The sequence below is a fragment of the Xylophilus rhododendri genome, from assembly GCF_009906855.1.
GTDB lineage: Bacteria > Pseudomonadota > Gammaproteobacteria > Burkholderiales > Burkholderiaceae_C > Xylophilus > Xylophilus rhododendri.
The window spans coordinates 2,086,592-2,109,619 of the sequence record NZ_CP047650.1; the positions used below are offsets into that span (position 1 = coordinate 2,086,592).

Genomic DNA, 23,028 nt, shown 5'->3' on the forward strand with positions numbered 1-23,028 from the left:
TCTAGAAGGCCAGGCTCAGTCCCGACTGGGCGCTGGCCTCGCGGCTCAGGATCTGCAGCATCTCGCCCTGGCCCTTGGTGTCGGTCCAGGCGCCTTCCTGCCATTTGAAGTGGTAGCCGCCGGACTTGGCCGCCAGCCACATCTCGTGCAGCGGCTTCTGCTGGTTCAGCACGATCTGGCTGCCGTTGGCAAAGGACAGGGTCACCATGCCGCCGGCGCGCTGGGCGTCGATGTCGGCATCGGTCTCGTCGTTGAAGCGGTCGCAGCTGGCCTCGACATGCCTCAGCAACAGCTCGGCAAGGTTCAGGAACTCGAGGTCGGTCATTACTACAATCTGCTGATGTTGAAAGTGCCGCAAATTCTAGTCAGGGCCATCACCCTTGTCGGCGGGGTGGCTGTATTGGCGGCCTGCGGACAGAAGGGCCCGCTGGTCCTGCCGACCGAAGTGGCCGCGCGGCAGCGCGCCACGATGGTCCAGACCCTCAAGCCCGACTGGGCACGCAGCCGCGATACGGGCGCGGGCAAACCGGCGGCGGCCGCCGCCGCACCGGCCGAGCCGGAAGCCAACGTCACGCCGCCGACCCCCACCGACCTGGTGCCCGAATCCTTGATGACGCAATAAGACCGGCCCGGCCGGCACGATCGAGGCGATCGTGTTCTTTCGACCCCTTCTTCTTTTCACGCCATGATCCCCTCCCCCCTGCCGGGCGCGCCGCAGCTCGCCTACCGTGACGACGCTCTGCACCTGGAAGACGTCGCCCTGGCCGATCTGGCCCGCAGCCACGGCACGCCCCTCTACGTGTATTCCAAGGCCGCGATGCTGGGAGCGCTGGCCGCCTACCAGCGCGGCTTCGCGGGCCGCGAGGTGCAGATCTGCTACGCCATGAAGGCCAACTCGACCCTGGGCGTGCTGCAGCTGTTCGCCCGCGCCGGCTGCGGCTTCGACATCGTCTCCGGCGGCGAACTGCGCCGGGTGCTGGCCGCGGGCGGCGAGGCGGCCAAGGTGATCTTTTCCGGCGTCGGCAAGACGCAAGCCGAAATGCGCGAGGCGCTGGCCGCCGGCATCGGCTGCTTCAACGTGGAGAGCGAGGCCGAGATCGACGTGCTCGACGCCGTCGCCCGCGAGATGGGCGCGGTCGCGCCGATCAGCATCCGGGTCAATCCCAACGTCGATCCCAAGACGCATCCCTACATCTCCACCGGCCTGAAGGGCAACAAGTTCGGCGTGGCGCACGAACGCGCGGTGGCGGTCTACCAGCATGCGGCCGCACTGCCCGGCCTGCGGGTGCTGGGCATCGACTGCCACATCGGCTCGCAGATCACCGAGGAGACGCCCTACCTCGACGCCATGGACCGGGTGCTCGACCTGGTCGCGGCCATCGAGGCCCAGGGCATCCGCCTGCACCACATCGATTTCGGCGGCGGCCTGGGCATCGACTACCAGGGCGACACGCCGCCCGCCGCCGACGCCCTCTGGACCCGGCTGCTGGCCAGGCTCGACGCCCGCGGCTACGGCCAGCGCAAGCTGCTGATCGAGCCCGGCCGCTCGCTGGTGGGCAATGCCGGCGTCTGCCTGACCGAGGTGCTCTACAACAAGCCCGGCGAAAGCAAGAACTTCTGCATCGTCGATGCCGCCATGAACGACCTGCCGCGGCCGGCCATGTACCAGGCCTATCACGCCATCGTGCCCCTGCGCCTGCCCGCCGCGGGCGCGGCGACGACGACGGTGGACGTGGTCGGCCCCGTCTGCGAAAGCGGCGACTGGCTGGGCCGCGACCGCGTGCTGTCGGTGCGGCCGGGCGACCATCTCGCGGTGCTGTCGGCCGGCGCGTACTGCATGAGCATGGCCAGCAACTACAACTCGCGCGGCCGCGGCGCGGAAGTGCTGGTGGACGGCGCGGTGGCCCATCTCATCCGCCAACGCGAGACCAGCGAAGACCAGATGCGCGGCGAACGCCTGCCGGACTGAGATCGCGGGCCGGCTTCGGCCGGACCCCTTGCCGACTTTTCGCTTCCGCTGCGCGGTCTTCGCCGTGTCGGCGTACAAGCCTCCAGCGCCCGGCAAAGTGGCGGACCTTATTGACCCAAAGGCCCGTCATGTTCGACTCTCCAGTGGCCGCCACCCGAACATCGGGCATGGCGTCGACCGCCCCTCATGCCACCGAAGGCACGCTGATCCGGCTGCACGTCAGCAGCGACGACGTATCGCGCACCAGCCTGAGCTGGCAACAGATCCCCTCCGCCGTGCTGGCCAGCCTGGCAGCCCTGCCGCGCACCGCCAGCAACGCCGCCTTCGCAGCAGCCAACGCCGCCACCGCCCTGATGCCCGACCGGCAGACCCTGGGCAACTTCACCACCGGCGTGGTGCGTGTGGCCGAAGTCTTCACCCTGGTGACCACCGCGGCGCTGGTGGCCAACCTCTACCGCCAGCACCGCCACCATCTGCCCGGCGAATGCGGCCGGCCGCCCACGGACTACCAGGACTACATCAACGACTAGGAGCCTGGGCGGCCGCACGCACCTGCCCGCCCTTCTTGTTCTTCTTGCCGATGAAGCGGTACCACAGCCGCCACAGCAGCAGCAGCGCGATGATGCCGGCGTAGACGAACACCTCGTTGAAGTTGTTCTTTCCCGCGCGCATCCAGAAGAAATGCAGCAGCCCCAGCCCGGCGATCAGGTAGACCAGCCGGTGCAGCGCCTGCCAGCGTTTGGCGCCCAGTGCCTTGATGGCGCGGTTGAAGGAGGTGGCGGCCAGCGGCGTCAGCAGCACGAAGGCCGAGAAGCCCACCAGGATGAAGGGCCGCTTGGCGATGTCGGCCAGGATCTCGCCGAAGTCGAAGCCCATGTCGAACCAGCCGTAGCACAGCAGGTGCAGCACCACGTAGAAGTACACATACAGCCCGGTCATGCGCCGGTAGCGCGCCAGCGCGTTCCAGCCGCTGATGACCCGCAGCGGCGTCACCGCCAGCACGATGCAGATGAAACGCAGCGCCCAGTCGCCGGTGCCGCGCACCAGGGCCTCGGGCGGGTTGGCGCCCAGGCGGTCGGTGAACGCCGCGTAGAGCAGCCAAGCGAACGGCGCCAGGCACAGCAGGAAGAGCAGCGGCTTGGCGGCGGGATGCAGGAGGATCTTGTTCATCGTGGCGGGGCCGGTGGCGGCCTGATCGGAGGTTGCGCAGTTTACGCAGCAAGCCCTCGCCCGGATGCGGCTAGCGCCACAAGCACCGGCGCGGCGGGCGGATAAGCACGGAAAACACGGCTCACTTCAAAGCCGTCGATGGCCTCGGCGCCCTTATGGTCATGGACCACAGGCCCGCCCTCCTCCGCACCGCCGAAACACCGTCGCACGCCGATGTCCGACTTTTTCAAGATTGCCCTCAGCACCGCCTTCTTCTGGCTGATCACCTTCGGCATCGTCTTCGCGCACGAATATGCAGGACAGAGCCGCTGCCTGAGCACCAAGCTGGTCAATGCCACGCTGCTGTCGGTGCTGCTGACCGTGCCGGTCTTTCTGCTGGTCTGCCACGCAGTGCTGTTTCTCTGCCCGGGCTGCAGGGCCTGAGGCCGCCAAGCGCTAGAAATTCTTCTTCAGATCCATGCCGGCGTAGAGCTTGCCGACCTGTGCTTCGTAGCCGTTGAACATCTCGGTCTTGCGGCGCTTGGCGAACAGGCCGCCGCCGTCGCCGATGCGGCGCTCGGTGGCCTGGCTCCAGCGGGGATGGTCGACGTTGGGATTCACATTCGAATAGAAGCCGTATTCGTTGGCCGCCGCCTTGTTCCAGGCGGTGCCCGGCTGCTGCTCCACGAAGCGGATCTTCACGATGGACTTGGCGCTCTTGAAGCCGTATTTCCATGGCACCACCAGTCGCACCGGCGCGCCGTTCTGGTTGGGCAGCACCTCGCCGTACATGCCGAAGCCGAGCATGGTCAGGGGATGCATGGCCTCGTCCATGCGCAGGCCTTCGGCATAGGGCCAGTCGAGCACATGGGAGCCGACATAAGGCATGGTCTTGGGATCGGCCAGCGTCAGGAATTCGACGTATTTGGCGTTGCCCAGCGGCTCCACCTTCTTGATCAGCTCCGACAGCGAATAGCCCACCCAGGGAATCACCATCGACCAGCCCTCGACGCAGCGCAGCCGGTAGACACGCTCTTCCTGCGGGCTGAGCTTGAGCAGGTCCTCGATGTCGAAGTTGCCTGGTTTCTTGACCAGGCCCTCGACCGCCACGCTCCAGGGCCGGGTCTTGAGGGTGTGGGCGTTCTTCGCGGGATCGGCCTTGTCGGTGCCGAACTCGTAGTAGTTGTTGTAGGTGCTGGCGTCCTTGTATTCGGTGGGCTTGTCCATGGCCATGGCGCCGTCGACCTTGGACGGCGTGGAGGCCAGCGCCGCCAGCTTGCCCGGCTTTTCGGTCGCGGCCATGGCCTGGCGGCCCGCCCAGGTAGCCAGGACGCCGCCGGCGGCGCCGCCGGCCAGCTGGCGCATCAGGCGCCGGCGGTCCTCGTAGACCGCCTGCGGCGTGATCTCGCTGGAGTGGGGATGGTCGAAACCGGAATCGCGGGAGCGGATCAGCATGGGTAAACCTCTTGATGGACCATTGGACTACGCGCTTCGAGCCGTGCCGGTTTCACAAAGTTCGCCGCTGCTACAGCGTGCCGTAGCTGTGCAGGCCGGACAGGAACATGTTCACGCCCAGGAAGGCGAAGGTGGTGACGGCCAGCCCGCCCAGCGCCCACCAGGCCGACACGGTGCCGCGCAGGCCCTTCATCAGGCGCATGTGCAGCCAGGCGGCGTAGTTGAGCCAGACGATGAGAGCCCAGGTCTCCTTCGGGTCCCAGCTCCAGTAGCCGCCCCAGGCCTCGGCCGCCCACAGGGCGCCCAGCACGGTGGCGATGGTGAAGAAGGCGAAGCCCACGGCGATGGCCTTGTACATCATGTCGTCGAGCACCACCAGCGGCGGCAGCTTGGCGGCGATGCGTTTTCGTCCGGCGAGGATGCCGGCCACGATGAGCGCCGACAGGCCGAAATACACCATCCAGTAGGCGCTGCCGTTACCGCCCGCCGTCTTGCGGAACACGATGGGCTCGAAGCACAGCACGATGCCCAGCAGCCACAGCGGCGCCAGCTTCACCCAGCGGGTCTCGCCCGCCTGCTGCTTGATGAGATAGGCGAAGGCCACCATGGCCGACAGCGCGAAGGTGCCGTAGCCGATGAAGTTGGCCGGCACATGCAGCTTCATCCACCAGCTCTTGAGGGCCGGCACCAGCGGCTGGATCTCCTGTGCCTCGCGCGCCACCGTGTACCAGAGCAGGAAGCCGACCGCGCCGCTGACCACCAGCATCACGAAGCCGCCCAGGGCGCGCGTTTTGTAGTGGTCTTCGTAGTAGAGATAGAAGGTGGTGGTGAGCCAGCAGAACAGCACGAAGACCTCGTACAGATTGCTCACCGGGATGTGGCCGATGTCGGTGCCGATCAGGTAGCTCTCGTACCAGCGCACCATGGTGCCGGTGAGCGCCATGGTCACCGCCACCCAGGCCAGCCGGGTGCCGACACGCGACATGGCCACGCCTTCGCCGCGCGACAGGGTGCCGATCCAGTAGAAGACGGTGCTCATGCAGAACAGCACGCTCATCCACAGGATGGCCGACTGGCTCGACAGGAAGTACTTCAGCCAGAAGACGTTGTCGGCACGCTCCAGCTCGCCCTGCCCGCCGTTCTGGTAGCTGGCCAGTGCCAGCAGCGAGAGCACGGCCACGGCCAGCATCAACCTGGCGGCCGGCCGCCAGAACCAGCCCAGCCAGGCGAAGAAGGGCATGGCGGCGATCAGGATGCCCTTCTCGTAGACGTCCATGAAGGCGCCGTAGCGGTGCAGGGTGAACAGGCCGCCGGCCAGCACGATGGCGGCGAAGATCCAGTCGAAGGCATTGCGCCGGGCGAAGAAGCCGGATTCGAGCGTCAGCGTCCGCGGGGCGGAGGACGGGTTCGAAGGGCTGGCGGTGGTGGTATTCATCGGAACTCCGGTGGTTCTCTCAAGGGGCGGCGTGCCGTGGGGGCAGGCGTCAGGTCGGGCTGGCGAGCAGGCGCTCGCGCAGGCGGTCGAATTCGCGGTCGGCGTCCAGGGTCTTGCGGTTGGCCGACAGCGCCATGGTGGCGTCGGAGCCGCCCGTGGCGGACGGCGCCAGCCAGATCCACAGCCGGCGCTCGCGCACGAAGAGCATCGAGAAGACACCGAGGATCAGCAGCGCGCAGCCGCCGTAGACCACGATGCGCCCGGGCGCGCGTGTCACCTGGAAGACGCTGGCCTGCACCTGCTTGAAGTCATCCAGCCGGAAGGCCATGGGCACCGGATACAGCGCCATGTCGCCGAGCGACAGCACCGCCTGGGTGAGGAAGGCGCGTGTGGTCGCCTCGCCCGCATCCAGGGGCTTCAGGCCGGCCTGGCTGCGTGTCTGCTGCAGCAGTTCGAAGAGGCAGCCGTTGAGGATGCGCACCAGCACCTCGCCGGCGCGCGAGCGCTCGGCCTCGGGCACGTTGGCCTCCATGAATTGCGAGATGGCCTGCAGGCCGCCGTGGCGCTGGGGGCTGCCCTCGGGCGCCTGCGGATCGCCGGCGAACAAGGACAGCGCGCGCAGGGCCGAGGCCTGCAGCTGCTCGGCCAGCTCGGGCCGCTGGCTATCCACCGAGGACGACACATAACGCCGCACCGCCTGCTCGCGCTGTTTCGGATCGGCCAGCGCCGCATGCAGGCGCATGAAACCGTCGAGGCTGCCGTTCTCGTCGGCCGGCAGGCGCAGGTAGCGGAAGGCGTCTGCCAGATCGGTGCGCAGGCCGAAGAGGAACACCGGCACGCCCTCGCCCAGGTCCACCGGCAGCATGTAGTTCTGGAACTCGGTGGCCTGGCCGGCCGCGTCGCGCAGCCGGTAGGTGATGCTGGGGCCGACGTTGCGCAGCGCGCGGTCTGCGTTGGGGCGGTTGGGCGCGCCTATGCGCGATTCGAACTGCTGCCGCAGGTCGACCTTGCGTACATCGACCGGGCCGCCGGCCGCGTTGGCGCCCGCATTGGCGCCGAAGTTCTCGACGTTGATGGTGCGCAGCGCGGCGAACTCCAGCGTCATCTTGCCGCCCTGGCGGTTGTCCAGCGTGGTGCTCTCGCCGATGGTGCCGTTGACCTCGAAATCCGCCGCCGCGCCCTGCATGGGCACGGCCTTGAGTTTGACCTGCGAGCCGCCGTCGTCGAAGCTGGACTGGTAGATCTCCACGCCGCGCCAGCTCACCGGATGGTTCACCTCCACCCGCGCGCTGTGCGCCTGGCCGGTGTCCCGGTCGTGGATCACGATGTCGCTGGCGAAGAGCTTGGGCATGCCGGTCGAGTAATGCTCGACGATGAACTTCTTCAGCTCGATGGAGAAGGGCAGGTCCTGCACCAGGATGCCGTCGGACTGGTTGAGGATGGCGCTGGACGACTGCGTGCCCTCGGACACCAGCAGGTTGCCGCGGAAGGTCGGGTTGGACGGCGACAGCCGGTGCTGCGGCGCCACCTCGGCGATGGTGCCGCCGCCCCGGTACGCCGTCTTGCCGTGCAGCAGCATCTGGGCACGCACCACCAGGTCGCCGTCGAGCAGGCCGCCGATGCACACCAGCACGATGGCCGAATGCGCCGCGATATAGCCCAGCTTGTGCGCCGCGCCGGCCTTGGCCGCGAGCATCCAGCCCTGGCCCGGCCGCTCCTGCAGCCGCACCCGCCAGCCGGCGCCGACCAGCGCGCCGCCCAGGCGCCGAGCCGCGGCTTCGGGGGCGTCCGGCAGCACGGCCTCGGCCCGCTGGCCGAAGGCGCGCAGGCTCTGCACCCGCAGGTTCTCCTTGTAGATGCGCAGGTCCGCCAGGATCTTGGGCGCGCTGCGGGCGATGCACAGCGAGGTGCTGGTCACCAGGAAGGCCAGGATCAGCAGGAACCACCAGGCGCTGTACACCCGGTAGAGCGATGCCGCGTCGAAGACCTCGGCCCAGAAGGGCCCGAACTGGTTGACGTAATTGCCGTAGGGTTGCTGCTGCTGCAGCACGGTGCCGATGACGGAGGCGATGCAGATCAGGCTGAGCAGCGAGATCGCGAAACGCATCGAAGACAGCAACTCGACGCCCGAGCGCACGAAGGCGGATGCGGAGCGGACTCGGATGCCGTGGGTGGAAACGGACATGAAGAAGACGGCGGGACGGCGGAAACGAAAGGCGCGGGAAAGCACGGAAAGAGCGGTCCACCCCGAGGGAATGGACCGCTCCAAGGCTGGAGTGTGCCGCAGCCTGCTTAGTTCAGTGGGATAGTGGGCCGTTGCCGAAAAATCAGTGCAGGCCGGCTATGAAGTCGGCCAGGGCCCGGATCTCGCGGTCGTTGAGCTTGGCGGCGACGTCGGTCATCACGTTGTTGTTGGTGCGCACCCCGTCGCGGAAGGCGGTGAGCTGGGTGGCCGTGTAGTCGGCATGCTGGCCGGACAGGCGCGGATACTGGGCCGGCATGCCGGCGCCGTTGGGGCTGTGGCAGCTGGCGCAGGCGGGCACCTGGCGGTCGGCGATGCCGCCGCGCCAGATCTTCTCGCCGGCGGCGACCAGGGCCTTATCCTTGGCGAAACCGGCCTTGGGCGCCTTGCTGGCGGCCCAATAGGCGATGTTGCGCATGTCGTCTTCCGACAGCGCCGCGGCGAAGCCCTGCATGATCGGGTTCTTGCGGGTGCCGGCCTTGAACTCGCGCAGCTGCTTGATGAGGTATTCCGGATGCTGCATGGCCAGCTTGGGCTGGGCCGGCACGGCCGAATTGCCGTCGGCGCCGTGGCAGGCGGCACATACGGCCGTGTAGCTTGCTTCGCCCTTGGCCAGGTCCGGCTTGGCGGCTTTCTGCACCGCGGCCGGGGCGGCCGCCCCCTCTGCCGCGAGGGCCTGCGAGAGGGACATCAGCAACGCGCATGCGCCCAACGCGGCCTGCAGCAAGACGGACAACTTCATATCGAGGGTCTCTTCTTATCAGCGCAAAACCCCATGATTCTACAATCGCCCCCCTGGCCGCAAGCCCGGTTTTCCCGGGGACGGCCCCCTCACTTTCCCTGCCCTCCAGACCTTCGGCTGGCCGACTTCCGGCTTTTGCCCAGGCCTGGGCACCCGCCCTGCCCATGACCACCAAGACACCCATCGCGCGCCACGTCGGCCTGCCCGAGACCGATCCCGCCGCCAAGGCCGCCATGGGCTGGATGCACACCGCGCGTTTCCTGACCACCGCCGCCCAGCTGCACCAGCTGCCGCAGCTCGACCTGCCGGAGATCGCCTTTGTCGGCCGCTCCAACGCCGGCAAGTCGACCTGCATCAACACCCTAGCGCAGCAGAAGCAGCTGGCCTACGCCTCGAAGAAGCCGGGCCGCACCCAGCACATCAACCTGTTCTCGCTGGGCCGCCAGGGCGGCACCGACGCCGTGCTGGCCGACCTGCCCGGCTACGGCTACGCCGCCGTGCCCATGCAGGACAAGATCCGCTGGCAGCGGGTGATGGGCCAGTACCTGGTGGCGCGCGAGAACCTGGTCGGCGTGGTGTTGCTCTGCGATCCGCGCCTGGGGCTGACCGAACTCGACGAGCTGCTGCTGGAACTGATACGCCCGCGCGTGGCCGACGAGGGCCTGAAGTTCCTGATCCTGCTGACCAAGTCCGACAAGCTGACCCGCCTGGAAGCCACCAAGGCGCTGCAGATCGCCAAGCTCAACGCGGGCGGCGGGGATGCGCAGCTGTTCTCGGCGCTCAAGCGCAAGGGTGTGGACGAGGCCGCGCTGAAGCTGCGCACCTGGGTGGACGAGGTTTCGCCGGCCTTTGCCGAGAAGGCTGCTGCCCGGCAGGCCGAGCAAGGCGAGAGTGAAGACGGGCTTTCGTCGGCAGGCGAGGCGGCGTAGGCAAACAGTCCGGGACCTTCGGTGATCGTCGGCCAAGCGAAGGCAGCACAAGTCCATGAACACGACAGTTCCTGGCAAGTTAAAATTGGTCCAGGAGCTGCCATGCAACACCACACATCTTTCCTCGCCATCCATCCCGCAGAGCAAAAATCTCGCGGAGATGCTGTGCCGGCCCAAAAGCAAGTCAAGCCGCGGGGCCCCAGCCCTGCGATGAGCGAGCTTCTGGCCAAAGTCAATGGCAGTACGCGCTATAGCGCGAGCAACGTCAAAGCTAGCCTGACCGACGCGCTGACGAAACGCAAAAACCCGGCTTGACGGAGTAAGTCCGTTAATAAAAACCCGCTCAGGCGGGTTTTCTTTCGCCCAATTTTTTGATGGCAACAAAAAGAGCTGTTCCGGCGGTCCAGTTAACGAAACTATTTCGTGCAGCGCTGATTGCCGATGGTGCGAATCCGCAAGTCATGCTCGCTGCGTTTGCGGACTGGAAGACCGATTGGCCGGCGTGGGAAGATCTGGATTACTACTTTGGCAAGGATGCTTTTTACACCGTGCCGAAGCGCTCAAATCGCAGCGTAGTGCGCCAAGTCCATATGCCACCTGAAGACCCGGCAAACTGGCCTGCCTCGACTTCGCCCCTCAGCTCGGCCAGCAGGAAAAAAATCGAGGCAGAACTCAGGGAGTGGAACAGGTTGTGGACCATTTCAGAGCGGCAACCGGGCAAACCCACCTCTGCACGATATCGGGTAAGCAGCCGGGTGCTTGTCTATGTCGATGGTGGACGCCACGGTTACCTGCTCCTTCATCTGGGCCGCGAGCCGGAGGGCCACGATGAAACAACAGCGGATATTTGCACCATGGAAATGTGGGCTGACGTGGCCGAGGCCTTTATCCACGACGGCACGATTTTGATTTGACTGCCGGGCGAGGCGACTCAGGCAGTCTTTTCGAACCTGGGCTGCATGACTCCCTGGTGGAAGATCATTTCAAAAAACATCGCGTGGGGTCGCACCCAAAATCCCGTGTCCTTATCGAGCTGCCGATACACCACCAACGCTTCTTCGGTTTCGCTGTGACGCGCGATGCATATAACTTCATATTCACCCCCTTTGTAATGCCTGAACCGCCCCAAAGGATGCTGCAAACGTGGCCACATAGGAATATATTCTTCCATGACTGACTCCAATATCGACACGTCATTAATCGATGCTGACTAGAATCTTTCAGACATGGCGCCCCGCCTCAAGCCCACGAAATGTCAGCAACGCATTTTCAAATTCAAAAGTTTCCGCCGGCAGTTCGGAAATAGAATTGACGACCAAAAACATCAATAGACCGTCGAATTTTCCTTGCTGCCCACATATACACCGTGAACAGTGACGGAATTTGTCTTCCGCACCGCGCAATCGCCGAAAGCTCCGGTGACGGCCGAAGCGCGTGCCGAAGCTCAATACACCGACGGCTCGCCCTCAGGCCGCGTCTTGAACCGCTTGTGCACCCAGTAGTACTGCTCGGGCATGCGGTCGATATAGCCTTCGAGCCGCCGGTTCATCAGCGCCGTGTCCTCGGTGGCGTCGGCGCCGGGAAAATCCTTCCAGGCCGGCAGCAGCTCGACGGTATAGCCCTGCGGCGTCAGACGCGGCAGCACGGTGATGATCTTGGCGCGGCCCAGGCGGGCGAAGCGCGGCACCGAGGGCAGCGTGGCGGCCGAAACGCCGAAGAAGGGCACGAAGACCGAATCGGCGGCGCCGAAGTCCATGTCCGGCAACAGGTAGAACACATCGCCAGCCCGCAGCGAGGCCACGATCTCCTTGATGCCGGTGGCGCGCGAGAACACCCGGCAATCACCGAAACGCAGGCGCCCGGCCTTGATCCACTCGTCCACCGCCGGATCGGCCTGCTGGGTGTAGATCGAGGTGTAGCGGCGCGGAACGCGGATGGCGATGGCGGTGGCGGCGGCGTCCAGGCCGTAGAAATGCGGGCCGAAGAGGATGGTGGGCGCATCGCCTTCGAGTTCCTCCACCGCGCCCACCAGGTTCAGCCGCCGGGCCACCACGGCCGGTGGCGCATGCCAGAGCCAGCCGCGGTCCATCCAGGACTGGCCGAAGGCCACGAAGGTGCGGCGCGCCAGGGCCCGCCGCTCGCGCACCGCCATGGCGGGGAAACACAGGCGCAGATTGGTCTCCACCACATGGCGGCGCGAGCCGATCAGCAGATAGAGCAGATGGCCGAGCAGCCAGCCGATGGCGCGCACCCAGCGCAGGGGCAGCACGGCGCTGCGCTGCATCAGCCAGATTCCGAGGCGGCTCATCATCGGGACAGTGTCCTCGGCTGCTTGTAGCGGGCATAGCCCCACAGGTACTGGCCGGGGGCCGAACGGATCAAGGACTGCATGTCTTCATTCAACGCTGCTGTGGCAGCGCTCAGGTCATCGGGCAGCGGCGTGCCGCGGGGGCGCACATGCACCACGAAACCACGGCCCCGGGAGAGGCGTTCGGTCCAGGCCAGCAGCACGGTGGCGCCGGACTGCTGGGCCAGCCGCGCCGCCAGGGTCATGGTGTAGGCCGGCTGGCCGAAGAAGGGCACCCACACGCCCATGCCGTCCGGCGGTACCTGGTCGGGCAGCAGGCCGACGGCCTCGCCGCGCCGCAGGGCGCGCAGCAGGCCGCGCACGCCGGCCAGGGTGGTGGGCACCGCTTCGAGATGCGGGCGGGCGCGGGCGCCGGCCATGCGGCGGGCCAGCCAGGGCTGGCGGGCGGGGCGGTACAACACGGTCATGGGGCCGTGCTCGGCGCCGTAGTCGGCGGCCAGCGCCTGGGGCGAGAGTTCGAAGCAGCCGATGTGCGGCGTCAGGAACAGGATGCCACGCCCGGCCGCATAGGCATCGGCGATGCAGCCGGCGTCGTCCCAGCTCCAGCGCGGCGGCCGGCCCCACCACAGGCGGGGCAGCTCGGCCACCATGCGGCCGGCGTGCGCCACCGCGCCGCGCACCTCGGCGAAGCGGTAGCCGGCCAGGGCGGCGTTGGCGAGAAAGCGCCGCCGGTAGCTGGGCGACAGGCCGAAGGCGCACCAGCCCAGCAAGGCGCCTATGCCCTGCAGCAGCCACAGCGGAGCGCGGGAGAAAAGCCAGATCACGAAGAAGTCGAGGGAGGGGAAAGGAGGGCCGGAGCATAGGGCCATGAAGTAACGGTCTGGAAAAGACCGCCAGACCCTCGCTAGAATTCGCGGGTCGCCGAGTTAATTTTGAGCAACTTGCAGGGCGACGTTAAACACAACTGCTAAAGCGTTCGCCAGAGCTCCGAGAGGACCGGGCAACGCCCAATGTCTTTCAACCCGGAGTTTATTCAATCACATGGCGAACGACTTTCTCTTCACTTCCGAATCCGTCTCCGAAGGCCACCCCGACAAGGTCGCCGACCAGATCTCCGATGCCATCCTCGATGCCATCTTCGAGCAGGACCCGCTCAGCCGCGTCGCCGCCGAGACCCTGACCAACACCGGCCTGGTCGTGCTGGCCGGCGAGATCACCACCAACGCCCACGTCGACTACATCCAGGTGGCGCGCGACACCATCAAGCGCATCGGCTACGACAACACCGACTACGGCATCGACTACAAGGGCTGCGCCGTGATGGTGGCGTACGACAAGCAGTCGAACGACATCGCCCAGGGCGTGGACCACGCCTCCGACGACCACCTCAACACCGGCGCCGGCGACCAGGGCCTGATGTTCGGCTACGCCTGCGACGAGACGCCCGAGCTGATGCCCGCGCCGATCTATTACGCCCACCGCCTGGTGGAGCGCCAGGCGCAGTTGCGCAAGGACGGCCGCCTGCCCTTCCTGCGTCCCGACGCCAAGAGCCAGGTCACGATGCGCTATGTGGATGGCAAGCCGCACAGCATCGACACCGTGGTGCTGTCCACCCAGCACAGCCCGGACCAGAGCGAGTCGCCCAAGAAGATGAAGGCCAGCTTCATCGAGGCGGTGATCGAGGAGATCATCAAGCCGGTGCTGCCCAAGGAGTGGCTGCAGGACACCAAGTACCTGATCAACCCCACCGGCCGTTTCGTCATCGGCGGCCCGCAGGGCGACTGCGGCCTGACCGGCCGCAAGATCATCGTCGACACCTACGGCGGCGCCTGCCCGCACGGCGGCGGCGCCTTCAGCGGCAAGGACCCGAGCAAGGTCGACCGCTCGGCCGCCTACGCCGCCCGCTACGTGGCCAAGAACATCGTGGCCGCCGGCCTGGCGCGCCAGTGCCAGATCCAGGTGGCCTACGCCATCGGCGTGGCCAAGCCGATGAACATCACGGTCTACACCGAAGGCACGGGCGTGATCCCCGACGAGCAGATCGCCGCGCTGGTGCAGGAGCATTTCGACCTGCGTCCCAAGGGCATCATCCAGATGCTGGACCTGCTGCGCCCGATCTACCAGAAGACGGCTGCGTACGGCCACTTCGGTCGTGAAGAGCCGGAGTTCACCTGGGAAAAGACCGATAAGGCTGCCTTGCTGAAGGCAGCGGTCGGCCGCTAAGGCCGTCTAGGACAGGCCGGCTTACATCGCCGGCCTTGTCCGACACCTGTCCGGCGGGGCCGGACGCATGGTGACTCCTGTACCCATTCCACAGGAGCATCGCCATGAACGAAAAACCAGACCGCGCCAAGGCCAGGACCACCCCCGTCGATCCCGCTGCCGAGGCCACGCGCGATGCGGCGCCCGACCGCATCGGCCCGTCCGACAGCGGCCAGCTCCCCGGCGGCCATGCCGAAGGCGGCTCCACCGGCGACCAGGTCGCCATGAATTTCGACGACGACGAGGTCTATTCCGGCACCGGCCGCAACGAGCGGCGCGGCGGCACCACCCATGCCAGGGGTGGCGACAGCGGCAAACTCGACAAGCCCGTCGAAGAGCTCTCGCGCAGCAACAATCCGCGCGAGCGCAACTTCTAAAAGCCGCTTATTGCCAGCCGCCGCCCATGGTCTTGTACAGGGCCAGGCGGTTGGATTGCTCGGCCAGCTCCAGCGTGATCAGCGTCTGCCCCGCGGCATACAGCGAGCGCTGGGTGACCAGCGTGTCGAGATAACTGTCCACGCCCGTGCGGTAGCGCTCCTGCGACAGGCGGTAGGCCTGGGCCGAGGCATCGCGCAGCGAGCGCTGGGCATCGAGCTGCTCGCCCAGCGTGGCGCGGGCGTCCAGGGCGTCCGACACTTCGCGGAAGGCCGTCTGCACCGCCTTGTCGTATTGCGCCACGTTGATGTCACGGGTGATGCGCGCCACATCCAGGCTGGCCCGCAGCGCGCCGCCGCTGAAGATGGGCAGCACGATCTGCGGTGCGAAGCTCCAGGCGCCGTTGCCCGAGTCGAAGAGATTCGACAGGTCGCGTGTGCCGGTGCCGCCCGAGGCGGTCAGCGTGATGCGCGGAAAGAAGGCGGCGCGGGCGGCGCCGATGTTGGCGTTGGCGGACTGCAGCGTGTGTTCGGCCGCGAGCACGTCCGGACGGCCCTGCAGCAGATCGGACGGCAGGCCGTCCGGCACGTTGACCAGCGCGGTCACCGGCTTCAGGCCCTCGTCGATGGACGGCAGCAGCGTGTCGGACACGGCCGAGCCCACCAGCAGCGTGAGCAGGTTGCGGTCCTGCGCCACGGCGCGGCTGTAGGCGGCCACGTCCGAGCGGGCGCTGTCCACCGTGGTGCGGGCCTGGGCCAGCGTCAGGCCGGACTCGTTGCCGATGTCGCGCGCCTTCACGGTGAGGTCGTAGGAGGCCTGCTGGCTGCGCAGGGTTTCCTGCGCCAGGCGCAGGCGGCGCTGGTCGGCCGCCAGGGTCAGCCAGGCATTGACCGTGTCCGAGATCAGGCTGATCTGCACGCTGCGCCGGGTCTCGTCCAGCGAAAGGTAGGCCTCCAACGCCGCGTCGTTGAGATTGCGCACCCGCCCGAAGAAATCGAGTTCGTAGCTCGCCAGGCCGACGCTGGCGCCGAACTGGTTGAGGGTGGTCGCCCGGTTGTTGGTGGTCAGGTCGGCCGGTGTGCGGGTGCGGCTGGCCGTCCCGGTGGCGTTGATGGTGGGCAGCAGGTTGGCGCGCTGGATGTTGTACTGGGCGCGCGCGCGGTCGATGTTGAGCGCCGCCACCTTCAGGTCGCGATTGCTGTCCAGAGCCTGGGCCACCACCTGGCGCAGGCGCTCGTCGGTGATGAAGGTTCGCCAGGCCAGCGCTGGCGCGGCGGTGGGCACGGCCTCGGCCACCGGCTGCGAGCCGGCCTTCCAGCCTTCGGGGATGGGCGCGGCGGGGCGCTGGTAGTCCGGCGCCAGGTTGCCGCAGCCGGCCAGCACCAGGGCCGCGGCGAGGGTCAGGAGACGCGTCTTCATGCCGCCACCTCCGCTGCCGGAGCATGCGGCGCATGGGGCGTGTGCGGATCCGGCGGCGCCGCCTCGTCCTTCTTGCCCGACTGGAACAGGCCGCGGATCAGCACGAAGAACACCGGCACGAAGAAGATGCCCAGCACCGTGGCCGAGACCATGCCGCCGAACACCGCCGTGCCGATGGCCTGGCGGCCCGCCGCACCCGCGCCGGTGCCCACCACCAGCGGCAGCACACCGAAGCCGAAGGCCAGCGAGGTCATCAGGATGGGGCGCAGCCGCAGGCGCACCGCCTCCAGGATGGCCTCCACCAGCGAGCGCCCCTGCTCCTGCAGCTGCACCGCGAATTCCACGATCAGGATGGCGTTCTTGCAGGACAGGCCCACCGTCGTCAGCAGCCCCACCTGGAAGTACACGTCGTTCGACAGCCCGCGCAGCCCCGTGAAGGCCAGCGCGCCGATGATGCCCAGCGGCACCACCAGGATCACCGAGAAGGGCACCGACCAGCTCTCGTACAGGGCCGCCAGGCAGAGGAACACGAACAGGATCGATACGGCATAGAGCAGCGGCGCCTGCGCGCCCGAGCGGGCCTCCTCGAAGGAAGCGCCGGTCAGCGCGTAGCCGATGCCCTGCGGCATCTGCTTCATGATGTCGGCCACCTTGAGCATGGCTGTGCCCGAGCTCACGCCCTGCACCGCGCTGCCCAGGATTTCATAGGCGGGCACGCCGTTGTAGCGCTGCAGCTGGGGCGAGCCGAAGGTCCAGCGCTGGCTGGAGAAGGACGAGAAGGGCACCATCTGGCCGGTGGCGTTGCGCACCGTCCACTTGTTCACGTCGGTGGGCAGCATGCGGTAAGGGGCGTCGCCCTGCACATAGACCTTCTTGACGCGGCCGCGGTCCAGGAAGTCGTTGACGTAGGTGCCGCCCAGCGCCGCCGACAGGGTGGAGTTGATGTCGGCCGTGGCCAGCCCCAGCGCGCCGGCGCGCCGGTCGTCGATGTCGATGGCGAACTGGGCGGTGTCGTCCAGGTTGTTGTTGCGCACGCCGGTCAGCTCCGGGTCCTTGCGCGCCAGTTCCAGGAACTTCGCGGTGGACTTCACCAGCGTGTCGTGGCCCAGCGAGGCCGTGTCCTGGATGAAGAAGTCGAAGCCCGACGAGGCCCCCAGCCCGCGCACCGCCGGCGGCAGCAGCAGCAGCACACGGGCGTCGCGGATCTTGGCCAGCTCGGCATTGGCACGCTTCACGATGGCCGCCGAGGTGTGCTCCGCGCCCAGGCGCTCTTCCCAGGGCTTCAACTTGATGAAGGCCCGGCCCGAGGCCTGGTCGCCGTTCTGGCCGGTGCTGGTGTTGATGTTCACCACCTCCGGCTGCTTGCGCATGATGTCCTCGAACTGGCGCATCACCTGCTGGGTGCGTGCGTCGGTGGCGCCGGCCGGCAGGCGGATGTCGGCCTGCAGCGTGCCCTGGTCCTCCACCGGCAGGAAGGAGGTGGGCAGGCGCACGAACATGAAGGCCATCACGCCGGCGATCACCAGATACAGCACCATGCTGCGCTTGCCGCGCTTGACCACCTGGCGCACTCCGCCCTCGGTGGCGGCCGCGGTGCGGTCGAAGCCGCGATTGAACAGCAGGAAGAAGCGGTCCAGCCAGCCCAGCGGCCCGCGCCGCACCTTCTTGTGGCCGTGCTCGTCGTGCTCGTGGTGCTTGAGCATGGTGGCGCACAGGGCCGGGGTCAGCGTCAGCGCCACCAGCACCGACAGCGCCATGGCCGCGACGATGGTGATCGAGAACTGCCGGTAGATGATGCCGGTCGAGCCGCCGAAGAAGGCCATCGGGATGAACACCGCCGACAGCACCATGGCGATGCCGATCAGCGCCGGCGTGATCTCGTCCATGGACTTGCGGGTGGCCTCCTTGGGAGACAGGTTCTCCTCGGTCATCACCCGCTCGACGTTCTCCACCACCACGATGGCGTCGTCCACCAGCAGGCCGATGGCCAGCACCATGCCGAACATGGTGAGTGTGTTGATCGAATAGCCCAGCACCGACAGCACGCCGAAGGTGCCCAGCAGCACCACCGGCACGGCGATCGTGGGGATCAGCGTGGCGCGGAAGTTCTGCAGGAACAGATACATGATCAGCACGACCAGGATCATGGCTTCGATCAGCGCCTTGACCACCTCGTGGATCGAGGCGTTCACGAAGGGCGTGGTGTCGTAGCCGACCAGCGGCTTCATCTGGTTGGGGAAGTAGGGCTGCAGCTCCTTGACCTTGGCATTGACCGCGTCGGCCACCTTCAGCGCATTGGCGCCGTTGGCCAGCACGATGCCCATGCCGGCGGCGGCGCGGCCGTCGAGGCGCGACTGCACGGTCAGGCTCTCGGCGCCGAGTTCCACCCGGGCCACGTCCTTGATCAGCACCAGCGAGCCGTCGGTGTTGGCGCGCAGCACCACGTTCTCGAACTGCTCGGGCGTCTGCAGCTTGCTGCGCGCGGTGACGGTGGCGCTGATCTGCTGCTGGGCCACCGCCGGCAGGCCGCCGAGCTGGCCGGCCGAGACCTGGGCGTTCTGCGCGTTCAGCGCGGTCACGACGTCCGAGGGAATCAGCGCGTATTTCTCCAGCTTGGCCGCATCCAGCCACATGCGCATGGCATAGCCCGAGCCCAGCACCTGCACTTCGGCCACGCCGTCGAGCCGGCTGATCGGATCGACCAGGTTGCTGTTGATGTAGTCGCCGATGTCGGTGCGGCTCATCGCCGGGTCTTCCGAATACAGCGAGACGATCATCAGGAAGTCGTTGCCGGCCTTGGTGACCGTCACGCCCTGGCTCTGCACCGCCGTGGGCAGGCGTGGCATGGCCTGCTGCAGCTTGTTCTGCACCTGCATCTGGGCCACGTCGGGGTTGGTGCCGGCGTTGAAGGTCAGCGTGAGGCGCGCCTGGCCGGAGGAACTGCTGGTCGCCCCCATGTAGATCAGGTTGTCCAGGCCCTTCAGCTGCTGCTCGATCACCTGGGTGACCGAATCCTCCACCGTCTTGGCCGAGGCGCCGGTGTAGGTGGCCGAGATCGAGATCGAGGGCGGCGCGATGTTGGGGTACTGCTCCAGCGGCAGGGTGCGGATGGAGATCGCGCCCGCCAGCATGATGACGATGGCGATGACCCACGCGAAGATGGGCCGGTCGATGAAGAAACGTGCCATGGGTGGTCGGCCCCGGGATCAGCGGGCGGCGGCGCCGGCCGTGGCGCCGGCAGCGGCGTCGGCGGAGCCTGCGGCGGCGGGAGCGGCGGCCGGTGCACGGGCGGGGGCAGGCGCGGAGGGATCGACCTCGACCACCTTCACCGTGTCGCCCGGCTTGATCCGCATCGAGCCTTCCACCACCAGGCGGTCGCCGGCGGCCAGGCCGTTGCGCACCAGCCAGCGGTTGCCCACGGCACGGCCGAGGGTGACGGCGCGGCGCTGCACCTTGTCGTCCTTGTCGATCACCAGCGCGGTGGCGCGGCCGACGGCGTCGCGCACCACGCCCTGCTGGGGTGCGAGCACGGCGTCCTGGTCGGCGCCCTCCTCCACCACCGCCCGCACATACATGCCGGGCAGCAGCAGGCCGTCGGGGTTGGGAATGGTGGCGCGCAAGGTCACGGCGCCGGTGGTCTGGTTCACGCTGATGCCGGCGAACTGCAGCTTGCCGTCGCGGCCGTAGGGGCTGCCGTCTTCCAGCAGCAGCTTGATGCGGGCGGCGTCGGCGCCGCTGCGGGTGAGCCGGCCGGCGGCGAAGTCGCGTTTCAGGCGCAGCACCTCGGCGCTGGACTGGGTGACGTCCACATAGAGCGGATCCATCTGCTGCACCGTGGTCAGCGCGATCGTCTGGTTGGCGGTGACCAGCGCGCCCGGCGTGACGGTGGAGGTGCCGATGCGCCCGGTGATCGGCGAAGTGAGCCGGGTGAAGGCCAGGTTGATGCGCGCCGTGTCCACCGAGGCCTGGGCCGTGGCCACGTCGGCCTTGGCCTGGGCCAGCGCGGCCTGGCTCTGGTCGTTGACCTGCTTGCTGACCGCGTCGATCTTGACCAGCTCGGCATTGCGCCCGGCCGTCGCGTCGGCCGCGATCGCCGTGGCCTTGCTGCGCGCCAGCGCCGCCTGGGCGCTGGAGAGCGCCGCCTGGTAGGTGGACGGATCGATCTGATAGAGCGCCTGGCCGGCCTTGACCGTCGCGCCCTCGGTGAACAGGCGCTGCTGCACGATGCCGCCGACCTGGGGGCGGATATCGGCGCTGAGGAAGGCGCTGGTGCGGCCGGGCAGCTCGGTGGTGAACACCGTGCGTTCGGCCTTCAGGGTGACTACTCCCACCTCGGAAGGACCTGCCGGCGGCGGTGGCGGCTTCTTCTCGGAACAGGCGACCAGGAGGACGAGAGCCGTCAGCGCACCGAGCGCTGGCAGCCGTTGCGCTGCGCGGCGCAGCGTGGGAGAAACAGTCATGGGCGGTTTGGAGCGAGGGGCGGGGCGAAGGTTCGCCGGATTCATCGTCGGAAGATTGCGCGCATTTTGTTGCAATTTTCGCGCCGCGACGGCTTTCTATAGGGCCATCGCGGGTCAAGCAACTGGAAATTTTGTGCGCGGCATCTTTATCACCGACTTATTGCCTGCCAGCTTTACCGCGACTTTTCAATCCCAGGCCGGCGCCAGGCCTGGCGGGCTGACCAGGCGGTCGCCGCGCTCCAGTTTCGCTATGGCTTCCATATCAGACTGCGATAGGCGCAGCCCGGTCGCCGCCAGATTGGACTGGAGGTTCTCCCGCCGGGTGGACGAAGGAATCACCGCATGGCCCAGCTGCATCGCCCAGGCCAGCGCCACCTGCGCGGGCGTGGCGCCATGCGCGGCGGCGATCGCCTGGATCACCGGATCGCCCAGGACCTTGCCGTAGCCCAGCGTCATGTAGGAGGTGATGGCGATGCCCTGGCCGCGCGCGAACCCGGCCACCTGGCGGTTCTGCAGATAGGGATGCAGCTCGATCTGGTTGGTGGCGATGCGTTCGGCGCCCACGCTCGCGATGGCCTCCTGCATCAGCGCGATATTGAAGTTGGACACGCCGATCAGCCCGGTCAGCCCCTGCGCCTGCGCCTCGGCCAGCGCGCCCAGCGTCTCGGCCAGGGGGATGCCGCTGCCCGGCGCGGGCCAGTGGATCAGGGTCAGCTCGACGCGCTCGGTGCGCAGCTTGTGCAGGCTGTCCTTCAGGCTGGGGATGAGCTTGCCGGCGGCATAGTGCTCGGTCCAGATCTTGGTGGTGAGGAAGATCTCGCCGCGCGCGACACCGCTGTCCGCGATCGCCTGGCCGACTTCGGCCTCGTTGCCGTAGATCTGCGCCGTGTCGATGGCGCGGTAGCCCAGCGCCAGGCCGGTGGAGACGGAGTCGACGGCGGCTTGGCCCTTGAGGCGGAAGGTGCCGAGGCCGAAACGGGGGATGGTGGCGGAAGTGTTCATGCTGTTTGTCCTGCGGTCTTGAAGGAAGAGGTCCGGGCGTCGCGCCGGTCCAGCGCGCCGCTCCAGTGGGTCAGGGCCAGGGATACCAGCACCACCAGGGCGCCGATCCAGGGCGTGTGCATCAGCCCGAAGTGGCTGACGATGGCGCCACCGGCCCAGGCGGCGCCGGCGATGCCGAGATTGAAGGCGGCGATGTTCAGGCCCGAGGCCACGTCCACCGCCTTGGGCGCGAAACGCTCGGCCTGCCGCACCACATACACCTGCAGGCCGGGCACATTGCCGAAAGCGACCGCGCCCCACAGCAGCACCGTGGCCAGCGCCAGCCAGGGATGCGGCGCGGTGAACTGCAGCAGCACCAGCACGGCAGCCAGCAGGGCGAAGATGATCTTCAGCGCGCCGATCGCCCCCAGCCGGTCGGCCAGCCGGCCGCCCCAGAGATTGCCCGCCGCCACCGACACGCCATAGACCAGCATCACCCAGCCCACCGCACCGGCGCTGAAGCCGGCGATGTCGGTCAGGATGGACGCGAGAAAAGTGAAGGGGATGAAGGATCCGCCGTAGCCGATGGCGGTCGTGGCATACACCAGCAGCAGCCGCGGCTCGGCCAGCACCCGGGCCTGCTGGCCCAGCGAGGCCGGCGCGGCGTGGCGGATGTTGCCGGGCACGAAGAGCGCGCTGCCGACGAAGGCGAGCACCCCCAGCGCCGAGACGGCCAGGAAGGTCTCGCGCCAGCCGAAATGCTGGCCGATGAAGGTGCCCAGCGGCACGCCGGTCACCAGCGCCACCGTCAGGCCGGTGAACATGGTGGCGATGGCGCTGGCCGCCTTCTCGCGCGGCACCAGGCCGGTGGCGATGGTGGAACCGATCGAGAAGAACACGCCGTGCGCCAGCCCGGTCAGCACCCGCGCCGCCACCAGCGACCCGTAGCCCGGCGCCTGCCAGGCCAGCAGGTTGCCGACGGTGAACAGCGCCATCAGGCCCAGCAGCAGGCTTTTGCGCGGCAGCCGGCCGGTGAGCGCGGTCAGCACAGGCGCGCCGATGGCCACGCCCAGGGCGTAGAGGCTGACCAGCAGCCCGGCCGAGGGCAGGCCGACGCCGAGATCGGCCGCCACGGTGGGGATCAGGCCGACGATCACGAACTCGGTCGTGCCGATGGCGAAGGCGCTGAGGGTCAGCGCGAGTAGGGCAATGGGCATGGGGAGCACTCCTGCGAGGAATCGGAATGCTGCGCAGTGTGGAAGATCTTCTTTTGCCGAAAAAGCCGTGCTGCCGCAGGAGATA

Annotated in this window: 23 protein-coding genes; 9 read left to right on the forward strand and 14 right to left on the reverse strand. The window is 67.6% G+C overall.

Going from position 1 to position 23,028, the window contains the following annotated elements; all coding sequences use genetic code 11:
• Position 1 precedes the first annotated feature (1 nt).
• On the reverse strand, positions 2–325 hold the full coding sequence (gene cyaY / locus GT347_RS09610; RefSeq protein ID WP_160551742.1) for an iron donor protein CyaY: 324 nt from the start codon (positions 323–325) through the stop codon (positions 2–4).
• Between cyaY and lptM the strand changes: the two genes are divergently transcribed.
• The 3 genes from lptM to GT347_RS09625 all read left to right on the forward strand — a co-directional run bounded on the left by lptM (position 278) and on the right by GT347_RS09625 (position 2,499).
• Complete coding sequence (lptM, locus tag GT347_RS09615; RefSeq protein ID WP_326830396.1) at positions 278–622, forward strand: LPS translocon maturation chaperone LptM; 345 nt, start codon at positions 278–280, stop codon at positions 620–622. The two genes, cyaY and lptM, sit on opposite strands and share 48 nt — an antisense overlap.
• A gap of 63 nt (positions 623–685) precedes the next feature.
• On the forward strand, positions 686–1,969 hold the full coding sequence (lysA, locus tag GT347_RS09620; RefSeq protein WP_160551744.1) for a diaminopimelate decarboxylase: 1,284 nt from the start codon (positions 686–688) through the stop codon (positions 1,967–1,969).
• A gap of 128 nt (positions 1,970–2,097) precedes the next feature.
• Entirely contained in the window at positions 2,098–2,499 is a 402-nt protein-coding gene (locus tag GT347_RS09625) for a hypothetical protein (protein ID WP_160551745.1), read from the forward strand.
• Here GT347_RS09625 and GT347_RS09630 read toward each other — a convergent pair.
• Positions 2,489–3,139 carry a protein-methionine-sulfoxide reductase heme-binding subunit MsrQ gene (locus GT347_RS09630; RefSeq protein ID WP_160551746.1) on the reverse strand — a complete coding sequence of 217 codons (651 nt, stop codon included), beginning with the start codon at positions 3,137–3,139 and terminating at the stop codon, positions 2,489–2,491. The genes GT347_RS09625 and GT347_RS09630 overlap by 11 nt on opposite strands.
• Before the next feature lie 213 nt (positions 3,140–3,352).
• Between GT347_RS09630 and GT347_RS09635 the strand changes: the two genes are divergently transcribed.
• Positions 3,353–3,562, forward strand: coding sequence for a hypothetical protein (locus GT347_RS09635; RefSeq protein ID WP_160551747.1), 210 nt, complete (start codon positions 3,353–3,355; stop codon positions 3,560–3,562).
• A 12-nt stretch (positions 3,563–3,574) separates the two neighbouring features.
• Here GT347_RS09635 and msrP read toward each other — a convergent pair whose 3' ends face one another.
• From msrP to GT347_RS09655, 4 genes are all read right to left on the reverse strand, one after another.
• Entirely contained in the window at positions 3,575–4,573 is a 999-nt protein-coding gene (msrP, locus tag GT347_RS09640; RefSeq protein WP_160551748.1) for a protein-methionine-sulfoxide reductase catalytic subunit MsrP, read from the reverse strand.
• A 70-nt stretch (positions 4,574–4,643) separates the two neighbouring features.
• Entirely contained in the window at positions 4,644–6,008 is a 1,365-nt protein-coding gene (ccsB, locus tag GT347_RS09645; RefSeq protein ID WP_160551749.1) for a c-type cytochrome biogenesis protein CcsB, read from the reverse strand.
• 49 nt (positions 6,009–6,057) lie between these two features.
• Positions 6,058–8,193: a cytochrome c biogenesis protein ResB gene (locus tag GT347_RS09650; RefSeq protein WP_160551750.1), complete on the reverse strand. Its 2,136-nt coding sequence runs from the start codon at positions 8,191–8,193 to the stop codon at positions 6,058–6,060.
• A gap of 142 nt (positions 8,194–8,335) precedes the next feature.
• A complete protein-coding gene (locus GT347_RS09655) occupies positions 8,336–8,992 on the reverse strand; it encodes a c-type cytochrome (RefSeq protein WP_160551751.1) in 657 nt (218 codons plus the stop codon).
• A gap of 164 nt (positions 8,993–9,156) precedes the next feature.
• Here GT347_RS09655 and yihA point away from each other — a divergent pair, with 164 nt between their 5' ends.
• From yihA to GT347_RS09670, 3 genes are all read left to right on the forward strand, one after another.
• A complete protein-coding gene (yihA, locus tag GT347_RS09660) occupies positions 9,157–9,921 on the forward strand; it encodes a ribosome biogenesis GTP-binding protein YihA/YsxC (protein WP_160551752.1) in 765 nt (254 codons plus the stop codon).
• A 102-nt stretch (positions 9,922–10,023) separates the two neighbouring features.
• Entirely contained in the window at positions 10,024–10,236 is a 213-nt protein-coding gene (locus GT347_RS09665; RefSeq protein WP_229722810.1) for a hypothetical protein, read from the forward strand.
• A gap of 59 nt (positions 10,237–10,295) precedes the next feature.
• Positions 10,296–10,835, forward strand: a complete 540-nt coding sequence (locus tag GT347_RS09670; RefSeq protein WP_160551754.1) for a hypothetical protein — start codon at positions 10,296–10,298, stop codon at positions 10,833–10,835.
• Positions 10,836–10,852: 17 nt separating this feature from the next.
• Here the strand turns inward: GT347_RS09670 and GT347_RS09675 are convergent, their stop codons facing one another.
• The 3 genes from GT347_RS09675 to GT347_RS09685 form a co-directional block, all read right to left on the reverse strand.
• Complete coding sequence (locus GT347_RS09675; protein ID WP_160551755.1) at positions 10,853–11,092, reverse strand: DUF1653 domain-containing protein; 240 nt, start codon at positions 11,090–11,092, stop codon at positions 10,853–10,855.
• Positions 11,093–11,365: 273 nt separating this feature from the next.
• Positions 11,366–12,232: a lysophospholipid acyltransferase family protein gene (locus tag GT347_RS09680; RefSeq protein WP_160551756.1), complete on the reverse strand. Its 867-nt coding sequence runs from the start codon at positions 12,230–12,232 to the stop codon at positions 11,366–11,368.
• A complete protein-coding gene (locus GT347_RS09685) occupies positions 12,229–13,053 on the reverse strand; it encodes a lysophospholipid acyltransferase family protein (RefSeq protein ID WP_229722811.1) in 825 nt (274 codons plus the stop codon). Before GT347_RS09685 ends, GT347_RS09680 begins: the two co-directional genes overlap by 4 nt.
• 217 nt (positions 13,054–13,270) lie before the next feature.
• Here GT347_RS09685 and metK point away from each other — a divergent pair, with 217 nt between their 5' ends.
• On the forward strand, positions 13,271–14,452 hold the full coding sequence (gene metK, locus GT347_RS09690; protein WP_160551758.1) for a methionine adenosyltransferase: 1,182 nt from the start codon (positions 13,271–13,273) through the stop codon (positions 14,450–14,452).
• Positions 14,453–14,556: 104 nt separating this feature from the next.
• The gene (locus GT347_RS09695) at positions 14,557–14,868 is read left to right on the forward strand and encodes a hypothetical protein (RefSeq protein WP_160551759.1); all 312 of its coding nucleotides are present in this window, start codon (positions 14,557–14,559) and stop codon (positions 14,866–14,868) included.
• 7 nt (positions 14,869–14,875) lie between these two features.
• Here GT347_RS09695 and GT347_RS09700 read toward each other — a convergent pair whose 3' ends face one another.
• The 5 genes from GT347_RS09700 to GT347_RS09720 form a co-directional block, all read right to left on the reverse strand.
• Positions 14,876–16,285, reverse strand: a complete 1,410-nt coding sequence (locus tag GT347_RS09700) for an efflux transporter outer membrane subunit (protein ID WP_160551760.1) — start codon at positions 16,283–16,285, stop codon at positions 14,876–14,878.
• Complete coding sequence (locus tag GT347_RS09705) at positions 16,282–19,473, reverse strand: efflux RND transporter permease subunit (RefSeq protein ID WP_160551761.1); 3,192 nt, start codon at positions 19,471–19,473, stop codon at positions 16,282–16,284. The genes GT347_RS09700 and GT347_RS09705 overlap by 4 nt, the downstream gene beginning before the upstream one ends.
• 18 nt (positions 19,474–19,491) lie before the next feature.
• Positions 19,492–20,745, reverse strand: a complete 1,254-nt coding sequence (locus GT347_RS09710; RefSeq protein WP_160551762.1) for an efflux RND transporter periplasmic adaptor subunit — start codon at positions 20,743–20,745, stop codon at positions 19,492–19,494.
• A gap of 186 nt (positions 20,746–20,931) precedes the next feature.
• A complete protein-coding gene (dkgB, locus tag GT347_RS09715) occupies positions 20,932–21,747 on the reverse strand; it encodes a 2,5-didehydrogluconate reductase DkgB (protein WP_160551763.1) in 816 nt (271 codons plus the stop codon).
• Positions 21,744–22,943: an MFS transporter gene (locus GT347_RS09720; RefSeq protein WP_160551764.1), complete on the reverse strand. Its 1,200-nt coding sequence runs from the start codon at positions 22,941–22,943 to the stop codon at positions 21,744–21,746. The genes dkgB and GT347_RS09720 overlap by 4 nt, the downstream gene beginning before the upstream one ends.
• Between the last annotated feature and the right edge of the window lie 85 nt (positions 22,944–23,028).

Bases quoted from the DNA above. Each gene is read 5' to 3' on its own strand.
- lptM (WP_326830396.1), top strand. From the start codon at position 278: ATGCCTCAGCAACAGCTCGGCAAGGTTCAGGAACTCGAGGTCGGTCAT.
- cyaY (WP_160551742.1), bottom strand. From the start codon at position 325: ATGACCGACCTCGAGTTCCTGAACCTTGCCGAGCTGTTGCTGAGGCAT.
- lysA (WP_160551744.1), top strand. From the start codon at position 686: ATGATCCCCTCCCCCCTGCCGGGCGCGCCGCAGCTCGCCTACCGTGAC.
- GT347_RS09625 (WP_160551745.1), top strand. From the start codon at position 2,098: ATGTTCGACTCTCCAGTGGCCGCCACCCGAACATCGGGCATGGCGTCG.
- GT347_RS09630 (WP_160551746.1), bottom strand. From the start codon at position 3,139: ATGAACAAGATCCTCCTGCATCCCGCCGCCAAGCCGCTGCTCTTCCTG.
- GT347_RS09635 (WP_160551747.1), top strand. From the start codon at position 3,353: ATGTCCGACTTTTTCAAGATTGCCCTCAGCACCGCCTTCTTCTGGCTG.
- msrP (WP_160551748.1), bottom strand. From the start codon at position 4,573: ATGCTGATCCGCTCCCGCGATTCCGGTTTCGACCATCCCCACTCCAGC.
- ccsB (WP_160551749.1), bottom strand. From the start codon at position 6,008: ATGAATACCACCACCGCCAGCCCTTCGAACCCGTCCTCCGCCCCGCGG.
- GT347_RS09650 (WP_160551750.1), bottom strand. From the start codon at position 8,193: ATGTCCGTTTCCACCCACGGCATCCGAGTCCGCTCCGCATCCGCCTTC.
- GT347_RS09655 (WP_160551751.1), bottom strand. From the start codon at position 8,992: ATGAAGTTGTCCGTCTTGCTGCAGGCCGCGTTGGGCGCATGCGCGTTG.
- yihA (WP_160551752.1), top strand. From the start codon at position 9,157: ATGACCACCAAGACACCCATCGCGCGCCACGTCGGCCTGCCCGAGACC.
- GT347_RS09665 (WP_229722810.1), top strand. From the start codon at position 10,024: ATGCAACACCACACATCTTTCCTCGCCATCCATCCCGCAGAGCAAAAA.
- GT347_RS09670 (WP_160551754.1), top strand. From the start codon at position 10,296: ATGGCAACAAAAAGAGCTGTTCCGGCGGTCCAGTTAACGAAACTATTT.
- GT347_RS09675 (WP_160551755.1), bottom strand. From the start codon at position 11,092: ATGGAAGAATATATTCCTATGTGGCCACGTTTGCAGCATCCTTTGGGG.
- GT347_RS09680 (WP_160551756.1), bottom strand. From the start codon at position 12,232: ATGATGAGCCGCCTCGGAATCTGGCTGATGCAGCGCAGCGCCGTGCTG.
- metK (WP_160551758.1), top strand. From the start codon at position 13,271: ATGGCGAACGACTTTCTCTTCACTTCCGAATCCGTCTCCGAAGGCCAC.
- GT347_RS09695 (WP_160551759.1), top strand. From the start codon at position 14,557: ATGAACGAAAAACCAGACCGCGCCAAGGCCAGGACCACCCCCGTCGAT.
- GT347_RS09700 (WP_160551760.1), bottom strand. From the start codon at position 16,285: ATGAAGACGCGTCTCCTGACCCTCGCCGCGGCCCTGGTGCTGGCCGGC.
- GT347_RS09705 (WP_160551761.1), bottom strand. From the start codon at position 19,473: ATGGCACGTTTCTTCATCGACCGGCCCATCTTCGCGTGGGTCATCGCC.
- GT347_RS09710 (WP_160551762.1), bottom strand. From the start codon at position 20,745: ATGACTGTTTCTCCCACGCTGCGCCGCGCAGCGCAACGGCTGCCAGCG.
- dkgB (WP_160551763.1), bottom strand. From the start codon at position 21,747: ATGAACACTTCCGCCACCATCCCCCGTTTCGGCCTCGGCACCTTCCGC.
- GT347_RS09720 (WP_160551764.1), bottom strand. From the start codon at position 22,943: ATGCCCATTGCCCTACTCGCGCTGACCCTCAGCGCCTTCGCCATCGGC.